The organism is Pirellulales bacterium (assembly GCA_036499395.1).
Lineage (GTDB): Bacteria > Planctomycetota > Planctomycetia > Pirellulales > JACPPG01 > JACPPG01.
Genome location: DASYDW010000040.1, coordinates 20,982 through 41,152, shown reverse-complemented (window position 1 = coordinate 41,152; position 20,171 = coordinate 20,982). Strand labels below are relative to the sequence as shown.

17 protein-coding genes are annotated in these 20,171 nt (G+C 55.3%); 5 read left to right on the top strand and 12 right to left on the bottom strand.

Annotated elements, in window-relative coordinates; translation table 11 throughout:
• Positions 1-1,444 precede the first annotated feature (1,444 nt).
• From VGN12_06945 to VGN12_06935, 3 genes are all read right to left on the bottom strand, one after another.
• Complete coding sequence (locus tag VGN12_06945; GenBank protein HEY4309173.1) at positions 1,445-1,885, bottom strand: hypothetical protein; 441 nt, start codon at positions 1,883-1,885, stop codon at positions 1,445-1,447.
• Between the two features lie 310 nt (positions 1,886-2,195).
• Positions 2,196-2,672 carry a hypothetical protein gene (locus VGN12_06940; protein ID HEY4309172.1) on the bottom strand — a complete coding sequence of 159 codons (477 nt, stop codon included), beginning with the start codon at positions 2,670-2,672 and terminating at the stop codon, positions 2,196-2,198.
• 67 nt (positions 2,673-2,739) lie between these two features.
• Positions 2,740-2,955 carry a hypothetical protein gene (locus VGN12_06935; protein HEY4309171.1) on the bottom strand — a complete coding sequence of 72 codons (216 nt, stop codon included), beginning with the start codon at positions 2,953-2,955 and terminating at the stop codon, positions 2,740-2,742.
• A 1,205-nt stretch (positions 2,956-4,160) separates the two neighbouring features.
• On the opposite strand from VGN12_06935, the gene VGN12_06930 reads away from it, so the two are divergent.
• The gene (locus VGN12_06930; protein ID HEY4309170.1) at positions 4,161-5,957 is read left to right on the top strand and encodes an AAA family ATPase; all 1,797 of its coding nucleotides are present in this window, start codon (positions 4,161-4,163) and stop codon (positions 5,955-5,957) included.
• Complete coding sequence (locus tag VGN12_06925; protein ID HEY4309169.1) at positions 5,947-6,357, top strand: hypothetical protein; 411 nt, start codon at positions 5,947-5,949, stop codon at positions 6,355-6,357. The genes VGN12_06930 and VGN12_06925 overlap by 11 nt, the downstream gene beginning before the upstream one ends.
• Before the next feature lie 81 nt (positions 6,358-6,438).
• On the opposite strand, the gene VGN12_06920 is transcribed toward VGN12_06925, so the two are convergent.
• Positions 6,439-7,527 carry a hypothetical protein gene (locus VGN12_06920; GenBank protein ID HEY4309168.1) on the bottom strand — a complete coding sequence of 363 codons (1,089 nt, stop codon included), beginning with the start codon at positions 7,525-7,527 and terminating at the stop codon, positions 6,439-6,441.
• A gap of 558 nt (positions 7,528-8,085) precedes the next feature.
• On the opposite strand from VGN12_06920, the gene VGN12_06915 reads away from it, so the two are divergent.
• Positions 8,086-9,330: a hypothetical protein gene (locus tag VGN12_06915; GenBank protein HEY4309167.1), complete on the top strand. Its 1,245-nt coding sequence runs from the start codon at positions 8,086-8,088 to the stop codon at positions 9,328-9,330.
• 1 nt (position 9,331) lies between these two features.
• On the opposite strand, the gene VGN12_06910 is transcribed toward VGN12_06915, so the two are convergent.
• The 6 genes from VGN12_06910 to VGN12_06885 all read right to left on the bottom strand — a co-directional run bounded on the left by VGN12_06910 (position 9,332) and on the right by VGN12_06885 (position 14,698).
• A complete protein-coding gene (locus tag VGN12_06910) occupies positions 9,332-9,787 on the bottom strand; it encodes a hypothetical protein (GenBank protein HEY4309166.1) in 456 nt (151 codons plus the stop codon).
• A 107-nt stretch (positions 9,788-9,894) separates the two neighbouring features.
• A complete protein-coding gene (locus tag VGN12_06905; protein ID HEY4309165.1) occupies positions 9,895-11,181 on the bottom strand; it encodes a hypothetical protein in 1,287 nt (428 codons plus the stop codon).
• Positions 11,182-11,692: 511 nt separating this feature from the next.
• Positions 11,693-12,232: an ankyrin repeat domain-containing protein gene (locus tag VGN12_06900; GenBank protein HEY4309164.1), complete on the bottom strand. Its 540-nt coding sequence runs from the start codon at positions 12,230-12,232 to the stop codon at positions 11,693-11,695.
• 253 nt (positions 12,233-12,485) lie between these two features.
• Positions 12,486-13,259, bottom strand: a complete 774-nt coding sequence (locus VGN12_06895; protein HEY4309163.1) for a PEP-CTERM sorting domain-containing protein — start codon at positions 13,257-13,259, stop codon at positions 12,486-12,488.
• Positions 13,260-13,626: 367 nt separating this feature from the next.
• On the bottom strand, positions 13,627-13,947 hold the full coding sequence (locus VGN12_06890) for a LuxR C-terminal-related transcriptional regulator (protein HEY4309162.1): 321 nt from the start codon (positions 13,945-13,947) through the stop codon (positions 13,627-13,629).
• A 409-nt stretch (positions 13,948-14,356) separates the two neighbouring features.
• Complete coding sequence (locus VGN12_06885; protein HEY4309161.1) at positions 14,357-14,698, bottom strand: hypothetical protein; 342 nt, start codon at positions 14,696-14,698, stop codon at positions 14,357-14,359.
• 183 nt (positions 14,699-14,881) lie between these two features.
• On the opposite strand from VGN12_06885, the gene VGN12_06880 reads away from it, so the two are divergent.
• Positions 14,882-15,550: a hypothetical protein gene (locus VGN12_06880; GenBank protein ID HEY4309160.1), complete on the top strand. Its 669-nt coding sequence runs from the start codon at positions 14,882-14,884 to the stop codon at positions 15,548-15,550.
• Positions 15,551-15,796: 246 nt separating this feature from the next.
• On the opposite strand, the gene VGN12_06875 is transcribed toward VGN12_06880, so the two are convergent.
• Complete coding sequence (locus VGN12_06875; protein HEY4309159.1) at positions 15,797-16,402, bottom strand: hypothetical protein; 606 nt, start codon at positions 16,400-16,402, stop codon at positions 15,797-15,799.
• 279 nt (positions 16,403-16,681) lie between these two features.
• Between VGN12_06875 and VGN12_06870 the strand changes: the two genes are divergently transcribed.
• Positions 16,682-19,141 (top strand): S8 family serine peptidase, encoded by a 2,460-nt coding sequence (locus VGN12_06870; GenBank protein HEY4309158.1) that lies wholly within the window; start codon positions 16,682-16,684, stop codon positions 19,139-19,141.
• 233 nt (positions 19,142-19,374) lie between these two features.
• Here the strand turns inward: VGN12_06870 and VGN12_06865 are convergent, their stop codons facing one another.
• A complete protein-coding gene (locus tag VGN12_06865) occupies positions 19,375-20,091 on the bottom strand; it encodes a hypothetical protein (GenBank protein HEY4309157.1) in 717 nt (238 codons plus the stop codon).
• Positions 20,092-20,171 lie beyond the last annotated feature (80 nt).

The following is a 20,171-nucleotide window of genomic DNA, read 5'->3' as shown; positions in this document are numbered from 1 at the left end:
TCGAGCGTCGTAATCATCGCGACTGCAATTGACATCGGTGGCAGAACCAAGGTGCAAGAGCCGATGTAATGGTGTTCGCGGTTGACTCGGGCGTGGCAGTGGCGGATATATAGTCAGTGCCAAAGTGCTGGGCTTAAAGGCCTCCGGTGAGTGAAAAGTAATGCCCGATCGTGGATTCACGGTCCGACATCTGAACGCATTGACCGATCTCGAAGTCGGTGAATTGGCTGATGTTCTCGTCGATTGCGTCGAAGGTGGCGCAGCGGTCGGCTTTATGGATCGTCTGTCCCGTGAGCGCGCAATTGCGTTCTGGTGCGTGGTCAGGCAAGATATCGCAGTGGGAAATCGCGCTCTCGTAGTTGCAGTAGACGCTTTCGGAGTGTGTGGAACTGTACAGCTACTTTTGCACCAGCCCGAGAACCAACCGCACTTCGCCACTCTAGTGAAATTACTTGTACATCGGCGTGCACGACGCCGGGGAATTGGCACGGCATTAATAAAGGCGGCCGAAGCCTCCGCACGCGACAGCGATAGGACTTTATTGGTGCTAGTCGCCGCTAGGAACAGCGAGGCTGCACATCTATACGATCGCCTTGGATGGCTCCGTGTTGGTGATATTCCAGGATATGCGTTGTTTCCGGGGGGCGACAGGTGCGACGCAACGGTATTCTACCGCAACCTGAACGACCAGTCTGGTTGATCGGCCTGCGTCTATCAATTCTCTTCCGCGCAACGGGTCGGCAATCCCTGACGTGCGAGTTGGAGTGTGCAATGAGGCCGTGTCCTGAGCGTCCAATCTGACGACCGCTCACCGCTTCGATACACCGCCGCCGCGCCGGTCGGCACGGACCTAGCATCAACGACCGTAATCCGTTTGACCGTGAAACTCCTCCTAAGCTCCGCTTAGGGAAGACGTCTGCAACGAAGTTGCACCTTTAGATGCATTCCTCAGCTAGATAGCTCACTCAGCCTAAGCGACGAGATCTCTTGTAGACTTTCCCCGGGAAACTCGCCCCGTCGCGTGTGCCAGGCTGAGGCAAATGATTGGCACTTCATTGACACGGCGAAGGGGGTTAGTCGGCGTATTGGGACTTCGATTTCACCGTGAAATGCGGTTCGGCAGCCCATTAATCTGACCCGCCGCCGGCCAGTCAGACGGCACGGCGGTCATTGGGGCGCTTTCAATGCCGGGCGCGAATTTGAGAGCGAATGGATGTTGGATCGAGGCAATAGTCGAAAATCGCGATCACTTCGACGATACGGGTCAGAATCCTCTAATACACGGCATAGGGAAAAGAATGGGGCGGGACTTTGCGGACTAGGCCGTGATCATGGCCGTTATGCAATGTTCTGAAAAGGCTTGCCTCAACTCAGTCAGTTTGCAAGCGAGAATTTGAGCTGCGGCCCGCCCTTAAAGGCGGGCCGCTGCCAATTCGCAGGGCGATTATTTAGGCTTCTCGAATACCATGCAGGTATCGTGCAAAATAGGAATGAAGGATGAACGATAGACCGTTCGACCACTCGACGCACCATGGCTGAACCGAATAATCTCAGTGCAGTGCTGAGTAAGACCGCATTCGAACGCGAGTCGTTTGGTGTGCCAGGTAAGCGGAATAAACCCCGCCTTGCGGTCGCAATAGTCGCCCATCAATATGGCGAGTTTACCATTGGGCTTCAGTACCCTCGCACAGTTGCGGATGAACTGGCCATACCGGCGCAGGAAGTCTTCCAGCGTTGGTGCTCGTGATAGGTCTCGGGGATCGTCGGCGTACAGCACCATCCGCCAGTAGGCCGGATGAGCCCAGATGAAGTCAAACGTCGCTGCGGTCGCAAAGGCCCCTGGGTCGCAGGCGTCAAAGCCATCGTGGATGCCCACGACATGCAAGGAATGGCAAGCTCTTGGCATACGTCGCGACAAGTGCCGCTGCCAGCCATCGGATCGCAGACTAGATGTGGTTGGAAGTAAAGCAACAAATCCTTGATCAGATTGCCACCGCAGTTGCCGGGATAGGATCGATTGCCGTATTCGCCGGCACGGGCGTTGTGATAGAGGCTGGTAAGATGAGGTACGGGGCTGGCATTGATCGGGGCGAGCGGCAGTTTGGCATAGACCGGCTCCCGAACTTGTGCAACGGGCACTGTCTTCGAACGTCGCGTGGAAGAGGTATAAAAGGGATTAATAGCTGTGCGCATGGCTATTGCCCTCCTAAGATTTTGGCAATGCCTTCGAGGGTAGACGCGATGGCGTCGTATGCCGCAGCATCAATGCGTTTGTGATCGGAAAATGCCTCAAGTCGCTGCTCGATTTGAGTCAATAACGCTCGTACCGCGACTTTGCCCTGCGATCTTGGGAATAGCTCATCGGCCACTGCCCGGACGGTGCCCCGTATTGGGTCGGTGACTTGTTCGAAATGGGATTGGCAAGCCTGTAGGACCGTCCACGCCTGGTCATTGGTGAGGTCGGGGCGCTCATCGAGGATGAGTCGGACGTTCCAAATGATGCCGATGAGCTGCTTGGTCGCCAGCAAGTCTTCGACGTTCAATTGGTATGACCAGTCGTCGTCAGCGAATTCCAGAAACGTGCCGATTTCAATATCTGCCGGAGCGTGAAAGCCGCGGGGATATTTCTGCGACAGGATGTTGGCGAGATCGATTTCGAGTGTAGTTGTCATAGTCAGAATCCTTTCCTTGTAAGGTTAAAAACCGGAGCGGGCGTCCATGCCCGCCCCGGCCGATGGATTAGTCTTTCTTTTCCGAGGCCACTCGCAGAGTGAGGCGGCCGTCGAGAGGAATCAGTCCTTCGAGTTGCACGTTAAAGCCCTTGCCGTCGGCATGAGCCCAGGCACTACCGATACGAGTCCAGAACGCCTTCTCGCGTCCTTCGACTTCGCGCACGTGGTAAGCGATGTGGCTCGGGGCCTTGCCGCTTTTCTGGTTGGTGTTGGTGTCGGACATTGTTTGTCTCCTTCGCGTTGAGTTACCGGCCACGCCTATCGCGGCCTTGCGGCACCTCAAACGCAGCGGGCCAGCCGGAGCCTCTTGGCGCTGCGGCCAGCTGAAAATCGGGAGGGCCCCGGTCTGCACGGAACGAAGCGCAGGAAGATCGGGAGGGGCACGATTTTCTGCTTGCCGCACCGGCGACGCTGCGTAAGTGCCCAGCAAGAAGGCCGTGTGCGTGAACGGTTCACAACTTCGCGCGAAGGAGTGTGGCAACTCCGACACGGTAACCAGAAAAACGAGTCAGGCTGTGCCATTCAGAGACAATCGGCGACAGTGCGAGAATTGACGAACGTAAGGCGGTCTGGTTCGTATAGTTCGGTATGTTGCGCATCATGCAAGGCAGAAGCATCAACCACGCGAAGAGCTATTTCTCGGCCGCCGATTACTACTCCGAGGGACGAGAGACCATCGGCCGGTGGCGGGGCGAGGGCGCTCGTTTGTTGGGATTGGAAGGAACGATCGATCGACACCACTGGGACGCGCTCTGTGACAATCGCCATCCCGGGACCGGCGAGCAGCTAACCGTTCGTCGGCGCGATGACCGCACGATCGGTTACGATTTCAGCTTCCACGTACCGAAAAGCGTCTCGCTCCTCTACGCGGCTACGAAGGACGAGCGGATCATCGACGCCTTCCGCTATGCCGTTGATGGCACCATGTGCGATATGCAACGTGAGATGGCTACCCGCGTTCGCAGGCACGGCAAGAACGAGAACCGCTTTACACACAACATGACGTGGGGGGAGTATATCCACCTCACTTCGCGCCCTGTGGGCGGGGTACCCGATCCGCAATTACATGCCCATTGCTACGTATTCAACACGACGTTCGACGAACAAGAGCAGCGATGGAAGGCCGGGCAGTTCCGCGAAATTAAGCGAGATGCTCCGTATTTCGAAGCCGGGTTTCATTCGCGTTTCGCCCGTAGCCTGGTCGAGCTGGGACTGCCAGTGGAACGAACAGCGACCGGCTGGGAACTGTCCGGCATTGATCGGCATCTCATCGAGAAGTTCTCACGCCGTACGCAGCAAATCGAGAAGCTGGCGGAGGAAATGGGCATCACCGACAGAGATCAAAAGGCCGAGTTGGGAGCCAAAAGCCGCGAGCACAAGCAGAAGGATCTGAAGTTCGAAGAATTGCAATCGATCTGGCACGAGCGGATGGTGCCGGAAGAACGTGCCTCGCTCGCGGCCTTGGCCGAAAAACTCGGCGGAGATAGAGCGCCGTCCAATGAAGCGGCCGCCCGCCGGGCAATTGAATACTCTATCGGCCATGTCTTCGAGCGTAAAAGCGTTGTCCCCGAACGCCAACTGCTTGCTGTGGCTCTCAAGCAGTCCGTCGGCGAGGCAACGGTCGACCAGGTTCATCGCCAGGCCGATGTCAGTCGGCTCATTGTCGGGGAACGGAACGGCCGGAGGATGGTCACAACCCGTAAGGTGCTCGATGAGGAATGTCGTGTGATCGCTTTTGCGCGGGACGGGCGAGGGACGTGCGCGCCGATTGCAAAGCGATTCGACGATTTTCATCGCGACTGGCTCAACGACGCCCAAAAACATGCCGTGCGTCACATCCTGGAATCGCGCGACCGGGTCATGATCGTCCGCGGCGCCGCTGGCGTCGGCAAAACGACACTCATGCAAGAGGCAGTCGAGGCCATTGAGGAGCGCGGCACGAAGGTCTTTGCCTTTGCCCCTTCGGCGGATGCCAGCCGCGTCGTCTTGCGTGAGGCAGGTTTCAGCGAGGCCGATACTGTGGCGACTTTGCTGCTCAATGAGAAACTGCAGCAACAAGTCGCAGGACAGCTGATCTGGATCGACGAGGCCGGGCTCATGAGCGCGGAGACGACGGCCAGCGTCTTCGCGTTGGCCGAGCGTTTCAATGCCCGCGTGCTACTTTCCGGCGATCATTATCAGCACAGATCGATCGGCCGCGGCGACGCGCTGCGGATGCTTGAGACCGAGGCCGGACTGAAGCCGGCGGAAGTCAAGGAGATTCAGCGCCAGGCCGGAATGTACAAGGAGGCCGTCAAGGCGTTGAGCGAGCATCGCATCGCCGATGGCTACCACAAGCTCGACAAATTGGGCTGGATCAAGGAATTGCCTTATGCCGAACGCTACAAGCAACTGGCAAGTGATTACGCCGCATCGACAACCGAAGGCAAAACCGCCCTGGTTGTCTGCCCGACCCACGTGGAGGGAGAACGAGTGACGGTGGAAGTACGTCGCAGGCTACGCGAGTCCGGCAAACTCGGTGGGGAAGAAAGAATCTTCATCAAGCTTGCCAATGCTCATCTCACCCAAGCCGAGCGCGGCGACCGACTCGCCTATTCAGACGGAGGTGTACTGATCTTCCACCAAAACGCCAAAGGCCATAGTCGTGGCGATCGAATTCATGTTGCTCCAGATAAGACGCTGCCTCTCGATCAAGCTGCTCGATTCCAACTATTCCATCGTGAATCGATCGCCTTGGCTGCAGGCGATCTGGTGCGGATTACCCAAAACGGGACGACCGCTGACGGCAGGCATAGGCTGACCAACGGCGCCTTATATAATGTCAAAGGCTTCGCCGCCGACGGCAATATCGTGCTGAATAACGGCTGGGTTGTCGCCAAGGATTTCGGCCACTTGGCTCATGGCTATGTTGTCACCTCTCATGCCAGCCAAGGCAAAACCGTTGATCGCGTTTTTGTTGCGCAGGGACGGCTGTCATTCGCGGCATCCTCCCGGGAACAATTCTATGTTTCTTCGTCGCGGGCACGGGAACGCGTCACGATCTATACCGAGGACAAGGACGAGTTGCTCGACGCCGTGAATCGCTCGGATGAGCGTCTCACGGCGACCGAACTAATCAAGGGCATTCCGCAGCGGCAGATGGCGGAGCTTCGAGAACACGAGGAGCGCGCGATCGACAGGCAAGCCCCGGAACGAGAGCGTCAGGAGTTGATCCGTGAGCGGTAACCTGCTGCAAAAATATGCTCCAGCCAAACCGGATGAGTCCACTGGCGAAGAGCCAGTGGACAGTCTTGACGACCTGGGCGCGTTTGCTGCGCTACGAGGCATTCACGACCGAGCACTCATGTTGGAATTGCGGCATAAAGACGGACGGCGGCGCGCACTGGGCTACGCTTGGCTGCACGACGTGCAGTTCGATCCTTCAAATGGCATTACCTTGTATTTTGGCAAAACGAAGGTGACCATCGAAGGCCGGAACCTAAACACGGAAATTCGGCCCGGCGTGCGGCTCTTTGAATGCATCATCCGGCACCGTGTTCCGTGGGTCCAGGAAGCCGACGAGGCAGCTGCACTACTGTCATCCAAGGAGATGGTCGTAATCGAAACAATCGAGATCGAGAGTTGATGATGTGCGTCAGTATCGGACTTGCCGCGTCAACGGCTTGCCAGCGCGCTCTCCTACCGCGCATGTGCCAAGAAAACCTCTTTAGTCAGCGAAGCTGACCGCCAGAGGCCTTTCAGGTGGAGACCCAAGCCACTCGGTGATCACGGCTCGCAGGACCGTTGAGGTAACTCGCTCGACCCCGGTGAGAGTCATGGCGCCGGCCAATACCTTCTCTAGCTTCTTGTTCTCCAGCACCGGTGAACCGGCGCCTATCTCGGCGCCCTGTCGATCATTCTCCAAATACCAGAGTCCGTTGCGATCTCCAGTATGCAGAATCCTGCTTCGCAAGTCGTAAGTATTCTTGATTCTCGAAAGAAGCTCCGCGCGTGACTTGACTACGGCCCACGACAACGATGTTTCTCTTTGATCGAAATAGCTGTCTGGTAGGTACTGGTTGACCAATGCGACTACTTTTCGTTTGATTTGGTAAAGTCGGGATTTCAGACCTCGCACAATTCGCTCGCCGCCTGGATAGCCTTCGGCAATTCTTTTAAGTATCGCCGCAAGGGACTTATCATAGAGTTCGTCTTCCGAATAGACCCTCAGGGGCAAGAGCGTCTCAAGCGTCGCGCAGAACATCGCGAGCGCAATCTCGGGACGCGTCTGAATGCTCTCAAGAGCAATTCGGTAGAACTTGGCAGCCTGCAGTATCCGGGCAAGCCTTTCTTCGCCCTGCCCTGAAATATACCTTTCGATCAGGAGCTGGGCTTCGAATAGGTTGATTAGTGGGCCATTCGGCTTGCGCGGCTCGGAATTGAAAGGCGCTCGCGCAGTGTCATCTAGTCGCTTGCTAGGAGTCGTCGGGACCGTCTGTATTCTGCCGGCTTGAATTTGGCCAAGGTTAAAGATCAATTTGCCGTAAAACGCCCCGAGCAGTGCACTGACTTCCTCTCCGGCCCACACATAGGTTTCAACGACGATGCCGTCCTTCGCCGGAGGCTCGGTTCGAATGGAAAAGACGAATCGTGAGCCGTCGCCGTTTCGATTGGAGGCATTCCTTTTTCCCCAACTCGGAAACGCTACTGTCAAGTAGAAGCCGTGCCCGAAACATTCTCCCCGAAACTCGGCCGGAGAGGCGAACAAATAGCGATATACGTGTTCTTCGAGTTTCAGATCATTTACGGTCGTCATCGTTCCTGGCCTTACCTACTTCTTGGCCGGAAATTCGGCTGTCTCCGCCATTCACGAGACGACTGGGGAGATACCGTTAAAAATCGGCAGGCCTTCGTAAGCCCTAACAGCGGCGCGAGCGCGCGTAAGCTGAAAGACAAAGTCTTCGTCGCGGTTCGCGAAGGCTACTAATTGCGAAACTGTGCTCGGCGACATGATAATCGGCCACGTATCTTTGGGTTGCTTCGTCAAACACGCTCTGAGACACTGGTCGAAGGTCACAGCCCTATGTCGTGCTACCCTTTCGCCGCTCTATAGATGCAGCAACGGCCGGCTCGGTACTTGCAGAGATATGTTTGAGTATTACGATCGCCGAAAGGCTACGCCTTTAAATCGTCGTCGCGTATATCGTCGAGCGCTGTAGTAATAACAGTTGCATGCCAGTCGGGAAACCACGATCTCTCTCGCATTGGCCGTGATAGCTTGATACATTGTGCGGACATAGAAACGCGGGCATCTTCCGGCGACGGATTTTTTCTTGGCTTAAATCGCACACTCTTTCGTCTCTTATATAAGCTAATGGCACGCAAGAAAAAACCGCGTTCTGACTCGGCAGAGCTTGATCGGGCGTATGAATTCATTAATACTTTTGGCGCGAAGTCCTCAATAGGTGATGACGACGAAAGAGCTCGAAATGAACGTGTTCTTTCGGAGGCGCGTCAGACAATCGTGAGTGGCATCGAAAGTGTTACGGCCGACGAGGAGATCGCGGAGGCGGTCCTGATATACTCATATGCGAGCCTGTGCCAGCTTCCTGGGTATGCCACTCTAAACCAAGGACACATTCGTCGCATCCGTGAAGTCGTGCAACGAATCGAAGAATACCATAAAGATAGGACCTTGAAGCGGCCGCTGAATTTCTTAGTGTTGGCCGATCCCGGATCAGGAAAAAGTCAGCTCGTCAAATCCGTTGCGAAGAAGCTTGGCGACTCGCCGATCACGTTAGTGCCATTTAATATGGCCACGATGCAATCGAAAGAGGACTTCCTTCGAGTACTTGATGCTGCACGAAACGTAGTGATTGATGGCAAGCTGCCGTTGGTGTTCTTGGACGAATTTGACTGTGATGAGCGGTATTACCCGCTGCTGCTTCCACTGCTTTGGGATGGCGAACTTGGGGTAGCCAATCGCGACCTGCGACTTGGGCGAAGCGTATTCTTCTTGGCAGGCAGCCGGCATAGCCTCCCAAAAAGATTGGGGGATGCTCGTGAGATGTTTACTACGCGAGGCAGGAAGCATGTCAGCAACGAAGATGACAAACTCGTCGACCTTTTTTCTCGCATAAATGGGGGCGTGATCGAGGTCCCCTCGTTGACAGCAACTGAGTCAAGAGCGGATAAAGTTGCTTTAGCCATGCATTTGCTGCGACACCGCTTCAAATCATGCGTTTCTGTGCCACGCGGCTTGTTAGCATTCATTGCGCGGGCTCACTTCAGCTACGAAGCTAGGAGCATCGCGACAGTAGTGGATGCCATCCGGGTTCCTGACCCGGACTCGCTGCTCGTCCTCAACAAGAACGATCTGGCGAGCCTGCCTTTTGCGAACGATGAGGTGCTAAAGGAAAGTCCCCTGGCCTTTCATTTGGCCGACGAGTACGGGGCGCAGGGATTGTCCAACTGCTGGAACAAGGCGATCACAATTGAAGGCGACCAAATGATCAGAGACTCGGGCCTCGACGAGCGGCGACTTGGGACACTCGAATGGGCGCAGTTCGCCGCCCTACAAGTTCACAAACTGCCGTCCACACCGGGATCACAATCCTGAGTCAGGCGGCAGTCGCACTGTCTGCGACCAGGACCGATCGCAAAATCGAATATGCGTCCGCCAGCTCGTTCCAAGCGGATTCAATGTGCTGGGCCGCAATTCGACGAGGCTCTGCCGTAGTCGAAGCTCCAGCCGGTTTGGCAATGGCCGCTGCAGAGCGAATCACAAAAAGCCTAAGATTGTGCAGCCTTTTTTCCAAGTAGATGTACGTGTCTTGAGGAAAGTCGCCGATTGGCTCGTCGTCATCAATCCGAAGATTTAGCCCTTTTTGCGCAACGATTTCCAACGCTTTATGTACGTGGTTGCGCGTTACGCCCTGATAGGGATTTTCATGTCTGGCAAAATTTGCCGAGACGTGCATTACCATTAAGCGAAGTCCTTGCAGATGCTGCTCGAGCAAGAAGTACGCCTCGCGCGAGATATCTTCCGCCGCGGCTGCATCGATGAATACGCTCACACGAATTCTCCTTCGAAAAGCTGCGCTCGCCATCGCAGCGCGCACGACCACCCGTGCTGGTTTCTTCGTCCAGATTTTCACTTTTCTTGACCAACTGTGCCATTTTTCTAGATGGTTAACCCCACGAAGTGCTGGGAAAATTGTTCCAGAATGATTTTCGCTGCCTTCAGCCTTGGAACAATATCATGACGTAAGTCGAACCTGCTCCAAGCACCTAAATCAAAGAGCCAAATTCCTAGCGGTGTCCGCTCCCAAAACCAAGTCAGGGCGAATACCGTGCCGTTTTTGTTGAGGAAAAACGACGAGTCGACACATTCATTACGCACCTCTGCCAACCAAGAATCATTGAAGTCGAATCTGGCGGCTATGTTGTACATGGGGCTAGCGCTCACGAGCATTCCGCCATCCGAAAGTTCTCGGATGACCGGAGGCTCGTCTTCTACAGCGTTCTCGTGGGGTATCCATTCTAATGATCCCCCCCTTCGCCAAATCTGAGCAATCAAATGCTTGGATGTTGATACGTCCTTTAGTCGTAACGGATTTCCGCCTGCGAGATCACGATACAGGGGATCACTAATCGGTGGCATTTCCAATGAAACCTGTCCTTGCAGCGCCGAAAAAGACCGCACGTTATGCGCCAATCCGGCTTGTATACGCGCAGCCCATTCGTCGCTGCAGTCACCTCCATGAGCATAAATGCAGCTGAGTGCATCGTCGGCGGTTGGCCAAAGAAGGATCGCCCTGTTCATCGCGCTGCCAATGTGCGAGGTCAGCAGGCTGGCGAGCCTTTGAATAGCTGCCTTTGGACGCCCAGTTTTGATGTCGTGCTCGATGTCTTCATGCGTGCTTGCGAGGGCCGAAACGGCAGACGGCGTACTCCAAATGTTTGCTCGTTCCCGGCTAGCGATCGTAGCGTCGAGCCACAGCTTGACGTCCCGAAACGCTACTCGGACTTCGTCGTCCTCGGGTGGCAACTTCCTGTTTAGGGCGAGCTTGAAGTAGCCTACATAGGTTTTCCCAGATTTCAGCCGGATCTGAATATGACAGGAATCTTTGATCGCGCTCGGATGAAGTGTTGTTGAAATGCCTTCGGTCCATTGCCCAAGGATGGGCCATCGTTCCTGATTGGGCTCTTGAATAAGAAGCCGTGAATACTTGACTTTAGCGGGCAGGGTAATCGTTGGAACGGAGACTAATCCGGTTGTGCCATATGGCTCGAACCAAGAGATGCCGTCATGTACCGCGTGCAAGCGAAAGCAGTACCCAATGCACGGTTGAAGCGCGACCAACAGCCGTCGAATCGCCGCGCCGACCAAGTCCGGATCATTCCAGAACTCGCCAAAGTCGAGACCATCTCCGTCGTCCGTAAAGGGTAGGATTTCACGGATTGGCATGTTGATGTAGTAAGCAGGCAGCGATGAGTTGGAAAGCTGCGCATCTTAAGGTTACCTCTGCAGGTGATCAAGCGGCGGGCCCGGTCTACGCAGGAGAATGGATCAATCGCACCTGAAGGAGCGAGCCTGGTCACTCCACTTGTAACCTACGGAATTGAGGGCGGGATTGATCGAGCCATGTTTGGCACAATTCCGGGACAGAATTAGAATTCTGATTCGCATTACGGCGTCGCTATTCACTTTCACTGGAAATCCATTGGCGCCCCCCCGAGGAGGCACACGTATGGGACGAACGAGTAAGGCTTCATGACAACCACGTGGATTTGGCCTGCTCGGGCCGTAGAAGCCCTTAAACTGCAGGCCCCATGGCAAAATTCCACTCTATCTATATCAGTTGAAGGAGAAATCCACTGGAAATTTGCCGATAGCGTCAGGTGCTTTCGCGAACGAGGATTGGATTATCGACGATCTGAACATAGAAGGTGCGCAACGTCAATTTTATTGGAGAGCGCTAGAGATCACCAACATATTTCTGGCCAGTGTCGTCGCGATCCTCGGTAAGGCGCGCCGTGTGATCTTGCTGGCCGGCCCTGCGATTAAGAAGCTTGTGGATCGGATCGGACCCTACTTTGTGCTTGTCCGCCGCCTTCTTAAGGAGGGCAATTAGCTCGTGATTACCGAGTTGGTGCGCAAGATCGATAGGCGTAAAACCCGTGCTCTCTGCGACATTCGTGTTGGCTCCAGAATCAAGTAATACTCGGACGATTTCTGTCGCACCATTTTTGACTGCGTAGTGCAGGGCTGTTCTGAGATCGTTTGACGATTGGGCATTCACGTTTGCACCTTCGTCAATGAGCAATTGAATCATGTCCTTATCTCCGAGGCGAGCTGCGGTAGAGATGCACCAGCCATTGGGTTCATCTGCATTGGCACCTGCGACAATCGCTAGACGTGCTTTGTCAAGGTCTCTCTTGAGGCACGCTTCCCCAAGTAGTCGGTCTAATTCTCGTTGCGTCAGTTTCAGGTGTGCCATGTTGTCCTCCTTGACCATCGTTGCACTCCATTAATTATTTACCGGATCAACGCTTCGCGCAAGCGAAGAAGTTTAAAGGAAGGACAAAACGCTGCACGGTTGGGCAACTAGTTTCTGTCAATCGGTTCAATCTTTTGGCGGATCGTATCGGCGGCCATGATTTCATCATCGTCGTCGTCGCCTCGGTAATCGAAAACTTAGAGGTGCAAGAATAGCGCCGCGCAACAACCGGCGTTGCGCGGCGCCATGCTGATTGCAAGGCGATTCGCGCTCATTGTTTCTTATGAAAGCGCCGGGAAAGGCCGATCGCTGCGGCGCCGCCGATCGCCAACAAAGCGATTGAAGATGGCTCGGGTATCCCGGTATACGTAAAATTAGAAATGAACTGGCTTGTGGGGTCGGGGCTGCCAGCGGTAAAACCCACAAAGGCGGTCGTGCCCCCGACCATTGCAGGAATATCAATCTGGTAAAGCAACGAGGAAGTCTGTTTCGTTGTCTCGTCCGTAAGCAAGACGCTGAGCGAATTGGCATGGTACGATAGCGCGACGTCAATCGCGTCACCTGAGACGAGGTTAATCGATCCCAGTGGAGATGCCCCTCGCCCTCCATTGCCCCCTGTGAATAGTCCTGCCTCGGAGCTAGTAAGGTCGAAGGCCAGGGCCACGCTATTTGTGATGTCGCTGTAGCCGAAGTCACCGAACGTCGCGCCTTTTGCGGCGGCGCCGGAAGGACTGTTTTGAATAACAAATGCGGCGCCATCGCCGAGGTCGGCCAGTACATTGGTCGCTCGATATGTGAAGGATGCGGTAAATCCGGCGGTCGCCTGTGGCGTCAGAGCGAAGACGCTGCGTGATTCGCCAAAGTCGCCGCTGGTTATTTCGATCTGGCCTGGCGATAAGTTCGGCGCGGATTGCGTATCGTTCTTATTGACCGAGAACTGCTTGAAATCGCCAAAACCGAGAATTGCGGCCGAACTTTTGTCGGTCACGCCCAGCACGATTCCGCAGAAAATCAAGAGTTGCCAACCTTGCAAACGTTGCATCATCGAGTTCCCCTTGTAAATGATCATCGTTGAAGTTGAATCCCAGGCGCAGCCCAACGCCTCAAATGGGCATTTCTTGATGGCGCCTTCCGAACGTCTCAGTGGATGATCGGTACTATTCGGCGATGCCACAGCACTGCCCGAAAGAGAGCCGACCAGAAACGAAGGCCATCACCGGTCCCGTAAATCCGACGTAAGTGACGTGGATGTCGGTTGGCGGCGTGGGCGCACGGAGTTCATTAGCGATGAGCAGAGGATTCACGTCGCCGCGGATTTACCACGAAATCCGAGAAGGCGATTGATGCCCCGAAGATTAACGGGACGTGAAACGAACCGGCAGTCGTCATTTTCCACGTCAGCAGCTTTACCGTCATCGATTTGGAGGACACGCGTCTCCGAGGGCTAACTCTCGACAGACGGTTAGTACGCGCATGGCCAGTTCCATGCGGTCACCTACTCCTGTTCGAGAGAAGATTCGTTCCAAGTGCGTCCGCACGGTTGGCTCGCTGATGCCTAGCGCGAAGGCGATCTGCTTGTTGGCCGCGCTGCGCAATAGTAGCCGCACGACCTTGGCTTGTTGGGGAGAGAGTCGGAGCGACTTGACGACGGCCTGCCACTCGCGCTCGTCCAGCGGTAGAGAAGGCAGTGCTTCGAGAGGATCAGCCGGGGTCTTCGAGAGACGTGCAGCCATTCGCCATTCCCCCGGAAAAAAGAGGGCGTCGACACAAGGACGCTCCGAGAACCCCTGCGACAGGGTATGGAGAACGTGCCCTGGCCGACGCCCCGATCGGGGCGCGGCTGCAAGGCACTACTTCTCCAAATAAAACGTCGCAGTTTTCTCGGAAGCAGCGTCTTGACGCGCTTGCGCGTCAATTCAAATTGTCACCATCACCTCGCGGCAATGGATTGGCGATCATTCTACGCGACCAGTTCATGGCCTCAAAGGAGGCTGAGCTGGGCGCGCACCATGATCCAGAAGAAATAAACCCTGTGCGGCTCGCGAACGACTCGGCCACGCGCCACCTGGAAGAGTAAGTGGCCGTGACGCCTGCGTCACCATAAAGTACGGACAAAAAAACCGCATCCCTGCGGTTTTTGAGCTATTGCAGCTTGGCGAGTGCGGCCAAGGCACCTTGGGCCCGCTCGATCGAACCGAGCGAATCGGTGAGCTTTTTTGCCTCGAACAGTTCCGTGATGGAAACTGTGCCGGACTTGGCCGGCCTGCCGTGGCCGTTCTTGCGATGTCCATTCATGGTGGCCTTGACATTACTGACCTGGGCAGACGAGACCTCGATCTTGTGGCCAGCCAGTTCGGCAATAACATCCTTAGGGCGCGCTGCCGCACCCAGTCTTGCAAACGTCTCCCGTATCTTGGCGGCTTTGTTGACCTTCGTACGTGGCACGATGATTCCTTTTCTAAAACAATATTGTTGTTGACCCACTTACATTCCAAAGCATAACGATAGTAGAACTTTCGTGTAATACTCGCCCCTCGTCGGCGGGGATCATGTAGGCACGGACAACACCGGAGCATGGCGGCATCTACGTGCTTGAATGACGCTAAGCCGCTGGCCGGATGCGCTGGTTAGCGCGCTAGCATTTCGACAGTCGTTGCATGCGTGGTATTGTCGGCCGACCTTCGTGCATTTCTTGCCGCGCAGGTAAAAAACGAGGTAATTTTGAATATGAATCCGGGGATGGTGGAAGCTGCTCATCACGAGGCAGGGCACGTAGTCGCTGGCCATTTCCACAGCATCCCATATGGGCGCGTTGCGATCTTCTATTGCGAGGCGAAAGAGCGCTGGTTTGGTCAGAGCGGTCGCCTTCGTAAGAAGCCACATCCTTCAACTCCAGGAAGGGCTATCGTATCGCTTGCCGGTGTCCTCGCGGAAGCCAAGTACATTGCGAGTCAGCGATATAATCTGACCGTGCAATTTGCATCCGATGCACCATTGCATGATCTTCTGCGTTTCATCGGTGAGCCACGAAGGGAAGAGTGCCCGGGGAGTTTCAGGACTGCATTCACCGTCCCTGACGACGCGAGCCACATGCTGGACGTTTCCGGCGAAGGATTCAGCAGCAGTGACCAGAAAATCTTCCTAGAGAAATCTACCTGGAGGCACCTGAATCTTCGTGATGTCGTAAAGCAAACCATGGCTCTGCTCGATCAAGCGGAGAATTGGGCCGCACTCCAGGCCATCGCACATCAGCTCTGTGCAAAACGCCGTCGGGGGAGCATCCAATTACGGTCTTTGAGATTTCTGGCCTTTGCTCCCCACTTGCCGCCCCAATAAGGCTTCTCTCCAGTGGTGAATCGCCAATCGCGTGAGGGGTTCGCTGACTGGCGCATGGGCGCCATTCTGATCGCATCAGTTAAGAGCACCGACGCAAGTCAGCAAAAGACATCAGCCGCGCACGACAGCAAGCTCGGCCGAACGTGCGACTACTGGTTGGGATCGTATGGCATTACAGTCCCAGTAATACGGGACGACAGAGCACTAATTGAAGCCTTAATACGACACGGGCTTCGGGCGTCTTACTCAAACGTCGCCAATGGGCCACCAGTCGAATTCGCTTGCAATTTGGCGACGGTATTCCGTATCGATCTGTCGAGGCGTCTTTCTAATATACTCCTCAGCCGCCTTCTTCTGCGCGTCAGGCAGCGAGTGGAGATGCCGAATCACCTCAGGCAGAGTTGGCTTCCTATAGATCTTGTCGGCGGAAGACATCTTCGGCTTGGAGTTCGTCCAGATCACGGCGTCCATGCCAACGACGCCAAGCCAAAGCCGAATCTTCTCGATAACGCTTCGGTCTATCTCTTTTCTCGGCGCGATTTCGATTGATCCGCTGTCTGGTTTCTTCAATATACACCCGATGCGATTGTTCGGCTTCTGAGCAAAGTCGTCGAATCTTTCTCGCTTTGCCAGCTTGCACTTTGCCTCTTCAAGATCCGTCGGCGATAGAAGCGCAAAAAAGATTCTAACCGGACGGGCATTTGGCGACAGAACCAACGTGACCCTTTCGTCCTTTGCGATTCGCGCAAACTCGATCGGAAGGAATGGACCATCGCTGAACCAGGGGCTCCGGATTGGGAGGTCTTTTGGATCCCAGACGAGCGACCCCCATCCCAGGCAGGCGATTTCCAAAGCCGACTCCATCTTGATCTACTGGTAACCCAGTCGGTGCGAAATGGCCGCTGAGTATACCGAGGTGGGCGAATAGCTCTTGCCTAGCCGGGAGGTTAGGAGTGTCGGCCGGCAAGCAGTGCCATCCTACACATCACAAATACTTTAATGCAACTGTCACATAACTGTCACATATGTGTCATATAACTGCAATACGCAAGAGTTAAAATACGTTAATAAATCGGATCGGGCGGAGCTGGCTACAGGACCTGCGCAGAAGAGGTGGAACGGAGGGGGCATATGATTAGCGGAAAAGCGATTACGCACTCAATGGCAGTTACTGTGTCGATGCTTGCCTCGCTTGCCCACGCCCAACAACTCAACCTCACGCCCGGCGACGTGAATGGCGACGGGATCGTTAACGCGCAGGATCTGGCGCTGATCTCGTCCAATTGGGGCGCTGGCTACGGAGCGGGAGACGCGAACGGTGACGGTGTTGTCAATGCACAGGATTTGGCACTGGTATCGTCCAATTGGCTAGAAGCCGGACCGACGTTCCAGCAGGTTGTCGATTCCACTCCTGCGCCGCCCGCGAGCGCATATACGAGCGGCTACAACGCCTCCAGCTTACGCCAGATAGGGTTGACGCAGGCGATAGCAGCTGAAGGCAACTACGGCGATGGCGTAACCATTGGCATCGTCGATACGGGCATTCAGGAACCGAGCGGCCCCGCGTTTGCCGGGCGCATATCGCCGTTGAGCACGTGCGCGATCTGCCTGACGTACGGTATTGCCACTGGCATCAAAGATACTATTGGTCATGGCACTGTAGTAGCCGGAGTCGCCGCTGGTGCCAATCCATTGCAGATAGGTGTTGCACCGAAGGCTGCAATTGATGTTATCGGAGATAGCTATGATGTGGGTATTGAAGAAGCAGTAAATGGCGGAGCAAAAGTTATTAATGTTAGTATGCAGGGCGCTATCAACAGTGTGACCGGTATTAATTATGCTGCCGGTAAGGGCGCTGCTATAGTCATCTCAGGTGGGAACTGGGGAGATGTTTACAACGATGATATTTTCTTGGGATATAGTCAGCAGGCATTAAGCCATATTATTCTTGTGGGAGCCGTCACGTCGGCAAATATGGTGGAGAGTTGGAGTAGCGCACCGAGCTATCAGGTTATTGGAACGACAGGAACGCAGGAGGTATTATATTTGAATCCTACCGATGGCACTTATTCCACCAACTACTGTGGAGACGTTACGGTCTGCTCACCTAAGTTAGTTACCACCTTGACCGGGCCTTCCGCGTTATTGTCTTCAGTGTGGCTCATGGCTCCCGGCGACATACCGAATGAGGGATCGGGGACGTCGTTTGCGGCGCCGTATGTGACGGGCGCCGTGGCACTGCTGGAATCCCGCTGGCCGATACTTTTCAAGAACGGCACGACGACGCAGGTTCTCTTCGACACGGCGACGAACTTGGGCGACCCAAGCACCTACGGTAATGGCTTGTTGAACCTGACGGCGGCGTTCAACCCCATCGGCAGTGTGAGTGTGCTGACGCCAAAGGGCAACGTCTCGGTCGATCAGGTGGTGAGTTGCATCAGAGCGGGCGGACCTTTAGGCGCGATGCAGGCGATTGAAGCGGGGCTGACCAATTACACCGTCTTCGATAGCTTCCAGCGCGACTTCACCCAGAACCTTTCTTATCTCATCAGCTACAAGCCTTCATCGACCTCTACGGCGCAGGCGATGGCCGCGCCGCAGGCACAGACCAGCTCCACGCACTTTGCCGACGGCAGCCAGCTTGCCTTCGGCAGCCAGGATGCGATGGATCTGAATCATACAATGGGCCACGCGGCGGATGAGAACTGGTTCGTGTCCTTCACCGACGCCTCCGGTTCTAATTTCGCCGCCGGGCAGGGTTTCCCGGCTTCGGCCTCCTTTGCCGATTCGCTGTGGGGATCGAACAGTTTGCTCTCTCTGGCGTCTTCTTCGCTCGGCATCAGTTCCGGTGTCGCCAGTCTTGCCGAAGGCGGCATGTTCACCGCGATGGGAACGAACGTAAGCAAGAATACCCGCGTCGCCTTCGCCTGGTCCGAGACCAAGGCGTCCGATCCCATAGCGAACAATGGCTGGGCATCGCCCAACGCCAATGCCGCCAGCATGGGCCTGACCACCAAGATCACGGATAGCTGGACGGCGGGCGTCTCCATGAGCCTGCTCGACGAGCAATCCGGCCTGTTAGGCAGCAGCTATGACCCGAATGGTCTTTTGAACTTCGGCAACAGCAACAAGACCCTATCGTTCGGCGTATCATCGGGATTTGCATTAGCCGATAAGACCAGCCTCTTGCTCGAAGCCGCCGCCGCCCGCACCAAAGGCTCCATCGGCTCAGGACTCATCGAGAGCGTCTCGCCGCTCATCGCCACCAGCTACGGCGCATCGCTCAGCCAGCGCGACCTGCTCGATGACGGCGACAGCTTCTCGCTCTCCGTTAAATCGCCGCTCAAGGTCGTCTCCGGCTCGGCGTCGCTCATCACCGCCTCCGTCGCCGATGACGGCACGCCCATCCTCGGCAGCCAGCGCTTCAGCTTAAAACCGAACGGCAGCGAGTTCGACCTCGGCGCCACCTATCAGGCCCCCGTGCACGATAACTTCGAGTGGAATCTCTCCCTCACCGCCCGCCACGACGCGGACAACATCGCAGGCAATACCGATGTCGTGGGGCTGGTCGGGGCAGCCTATAGGTTTTGATTGCCCAATCCCGCTTATTACGCCTATCCTTAATTTCGCACTATGCTGCAAAGAGCCTTCCGAGGCCTTATAGCCAATAGTACGGGGCGCTCAGATGCGCGGACGCGATCGCCAGAGGCTAATCTGCGCTGGCGATTGCCACCAACAAGCCTGTAGATCACAAAACGCTCCCGGTGCCACTAAGCTTGCTCAGGGCGAGCAGAATGGTTGTCGAATCTCGATGGTGGCGACGTTCACTGGCCGGTGGGCTTACGATGCCAGCGCCGCCAACGCAGGAAGTAGTGTCCAATGGGAATTAATAGACCAGAACCGAGAATTGCCACGGTTGAGGGCTCAGGAGTTGGAACTGTGATCGGGGAGCTGAGAGCGTATATGGGAAAGGAATTGACGGACTGAGTCGTATTTTGGTTAAAAATCCAACTGGTATTCACCGCGCTGGATAAACCCTGAGCAACATCATTGTCATTGCCCATCTGGCCGTTTGACACCACGCCGCCGAGCCCGTTCGACCCTGTCCATACTAATGTCGTTTCAGAATTTCCAAATTGGTTAAACTGAACTGGACTGGTCAGACCGCTGTCATAAAGTCCAGACAGTGCCGTCGCCACCAAAACGCCGCGCGTGTTATACACGGGTATGTCATTGTCTTGAGCATTGACGATCGCATTAACGGAATTGGTAGATGCTACTGCGTGCCATTGCACTGAAGGCGGAAGCGTTTTCAACGCGGGGCTAAGCTGTGCCTCCGCGGCAGCGAAGGCATTGTACGTTGCGATGTTTGTACTTGTCGCAGCAGTGCTATCCAGTGTGACAAAAAGAAGCTCGTATTTACTGCCCGGCGGAAGGTTAGGAGAAATGACGGTCGCAGCTGCATGTGTTCCGAGAAGGCCAAGGATAGCGCATAACGTTGCAATAAGACGGAGCCGGAAGTGATTGGCAACGTGGTTCATATCTCGATTCTCCAGTGGTTAAGTTCTTGGTCTGAAGCCCAAATATTGGAATAAAATCCAAATTCAATTCAACGAAGTAC

Bases quoted from the DNA above. Each gene is read 5' to 3' on its own strand.
- VGN12_06895 (HEY4309163.1), bottom strand. From the start codon at position 13,259: ATGATGCAACGTTTGCAAGGTTGGCAACTCTTGATTTTCTGCGGAATC.
- VGN12_06940 (HEY4309172.1), bottom strand. From the start codon at position 2,672: ATGACAACTACACTCGAAATCGATCTCGCCAACATCCTGTCGCAGAAA.
- VGN12_06920 (HEY4309168.1), bottom strand. From the start codon at position 7,527: ATGACGACCGTAAATGATCTGAAACTCGAAGAACACGTATATCGCTAT.
- VGN12_06900 (HEY4309164.1), bottom strand. From the start codon at position 12,232: ATGGTCAAGGAGGACAACATGGCACACCTGAAACTGACGCAACGAGAA.
- VGN12_06915 (HEY4309167.1), top strand. From the start codon at position 8,086: ATGGCACGCAAGAAAAAACCGCGTTCTGACTCGGCAGAGCTTGATCGG.
- VGN12_06865 (HEY4309157.1), bottom strand. From the start codon at position 20,091: ATGAACCACGTTGCCAATCACTTCCGGCTCCGTCTTATTGCAACGTTA.
- VGN12_06905 (HEY4309165.1), bottom strand. From the start codon at position 11,181: ATGCCAATCCGTGAAATCCTACCCTTTACGGACGACGGAGATGGTCTC.
- VGN12_06930 (HEY4309170.1), top strand. From the start codon at position 4,161: ATGGTGCCGGAAGAACGTGCCTCGCTCGCGGCCTTGGCCGAAAAACTC.
- VGN12_06935 (HEY4309171.1), bottom strand. From the start codon at position 2,955: ATGTCCGACACCAACACCAACCAGAAAAGCGGCAAGGCCCCGAGCCAC.
- VGN12_06890 (HEY4309162.1), bottom strand. From the start codon at position 13,947: ATGGCTGCACGTCTCTCGAAGACCCCGGCTGATCCTCTCGAAGCACTG.
- VGN12_06870 (HEY4309158.1), top strand. From the start codon at position 16,682: ATGATTAGCGGAAAAGCGATTACGCACTCAATGGCAGTTACTGTGTCG.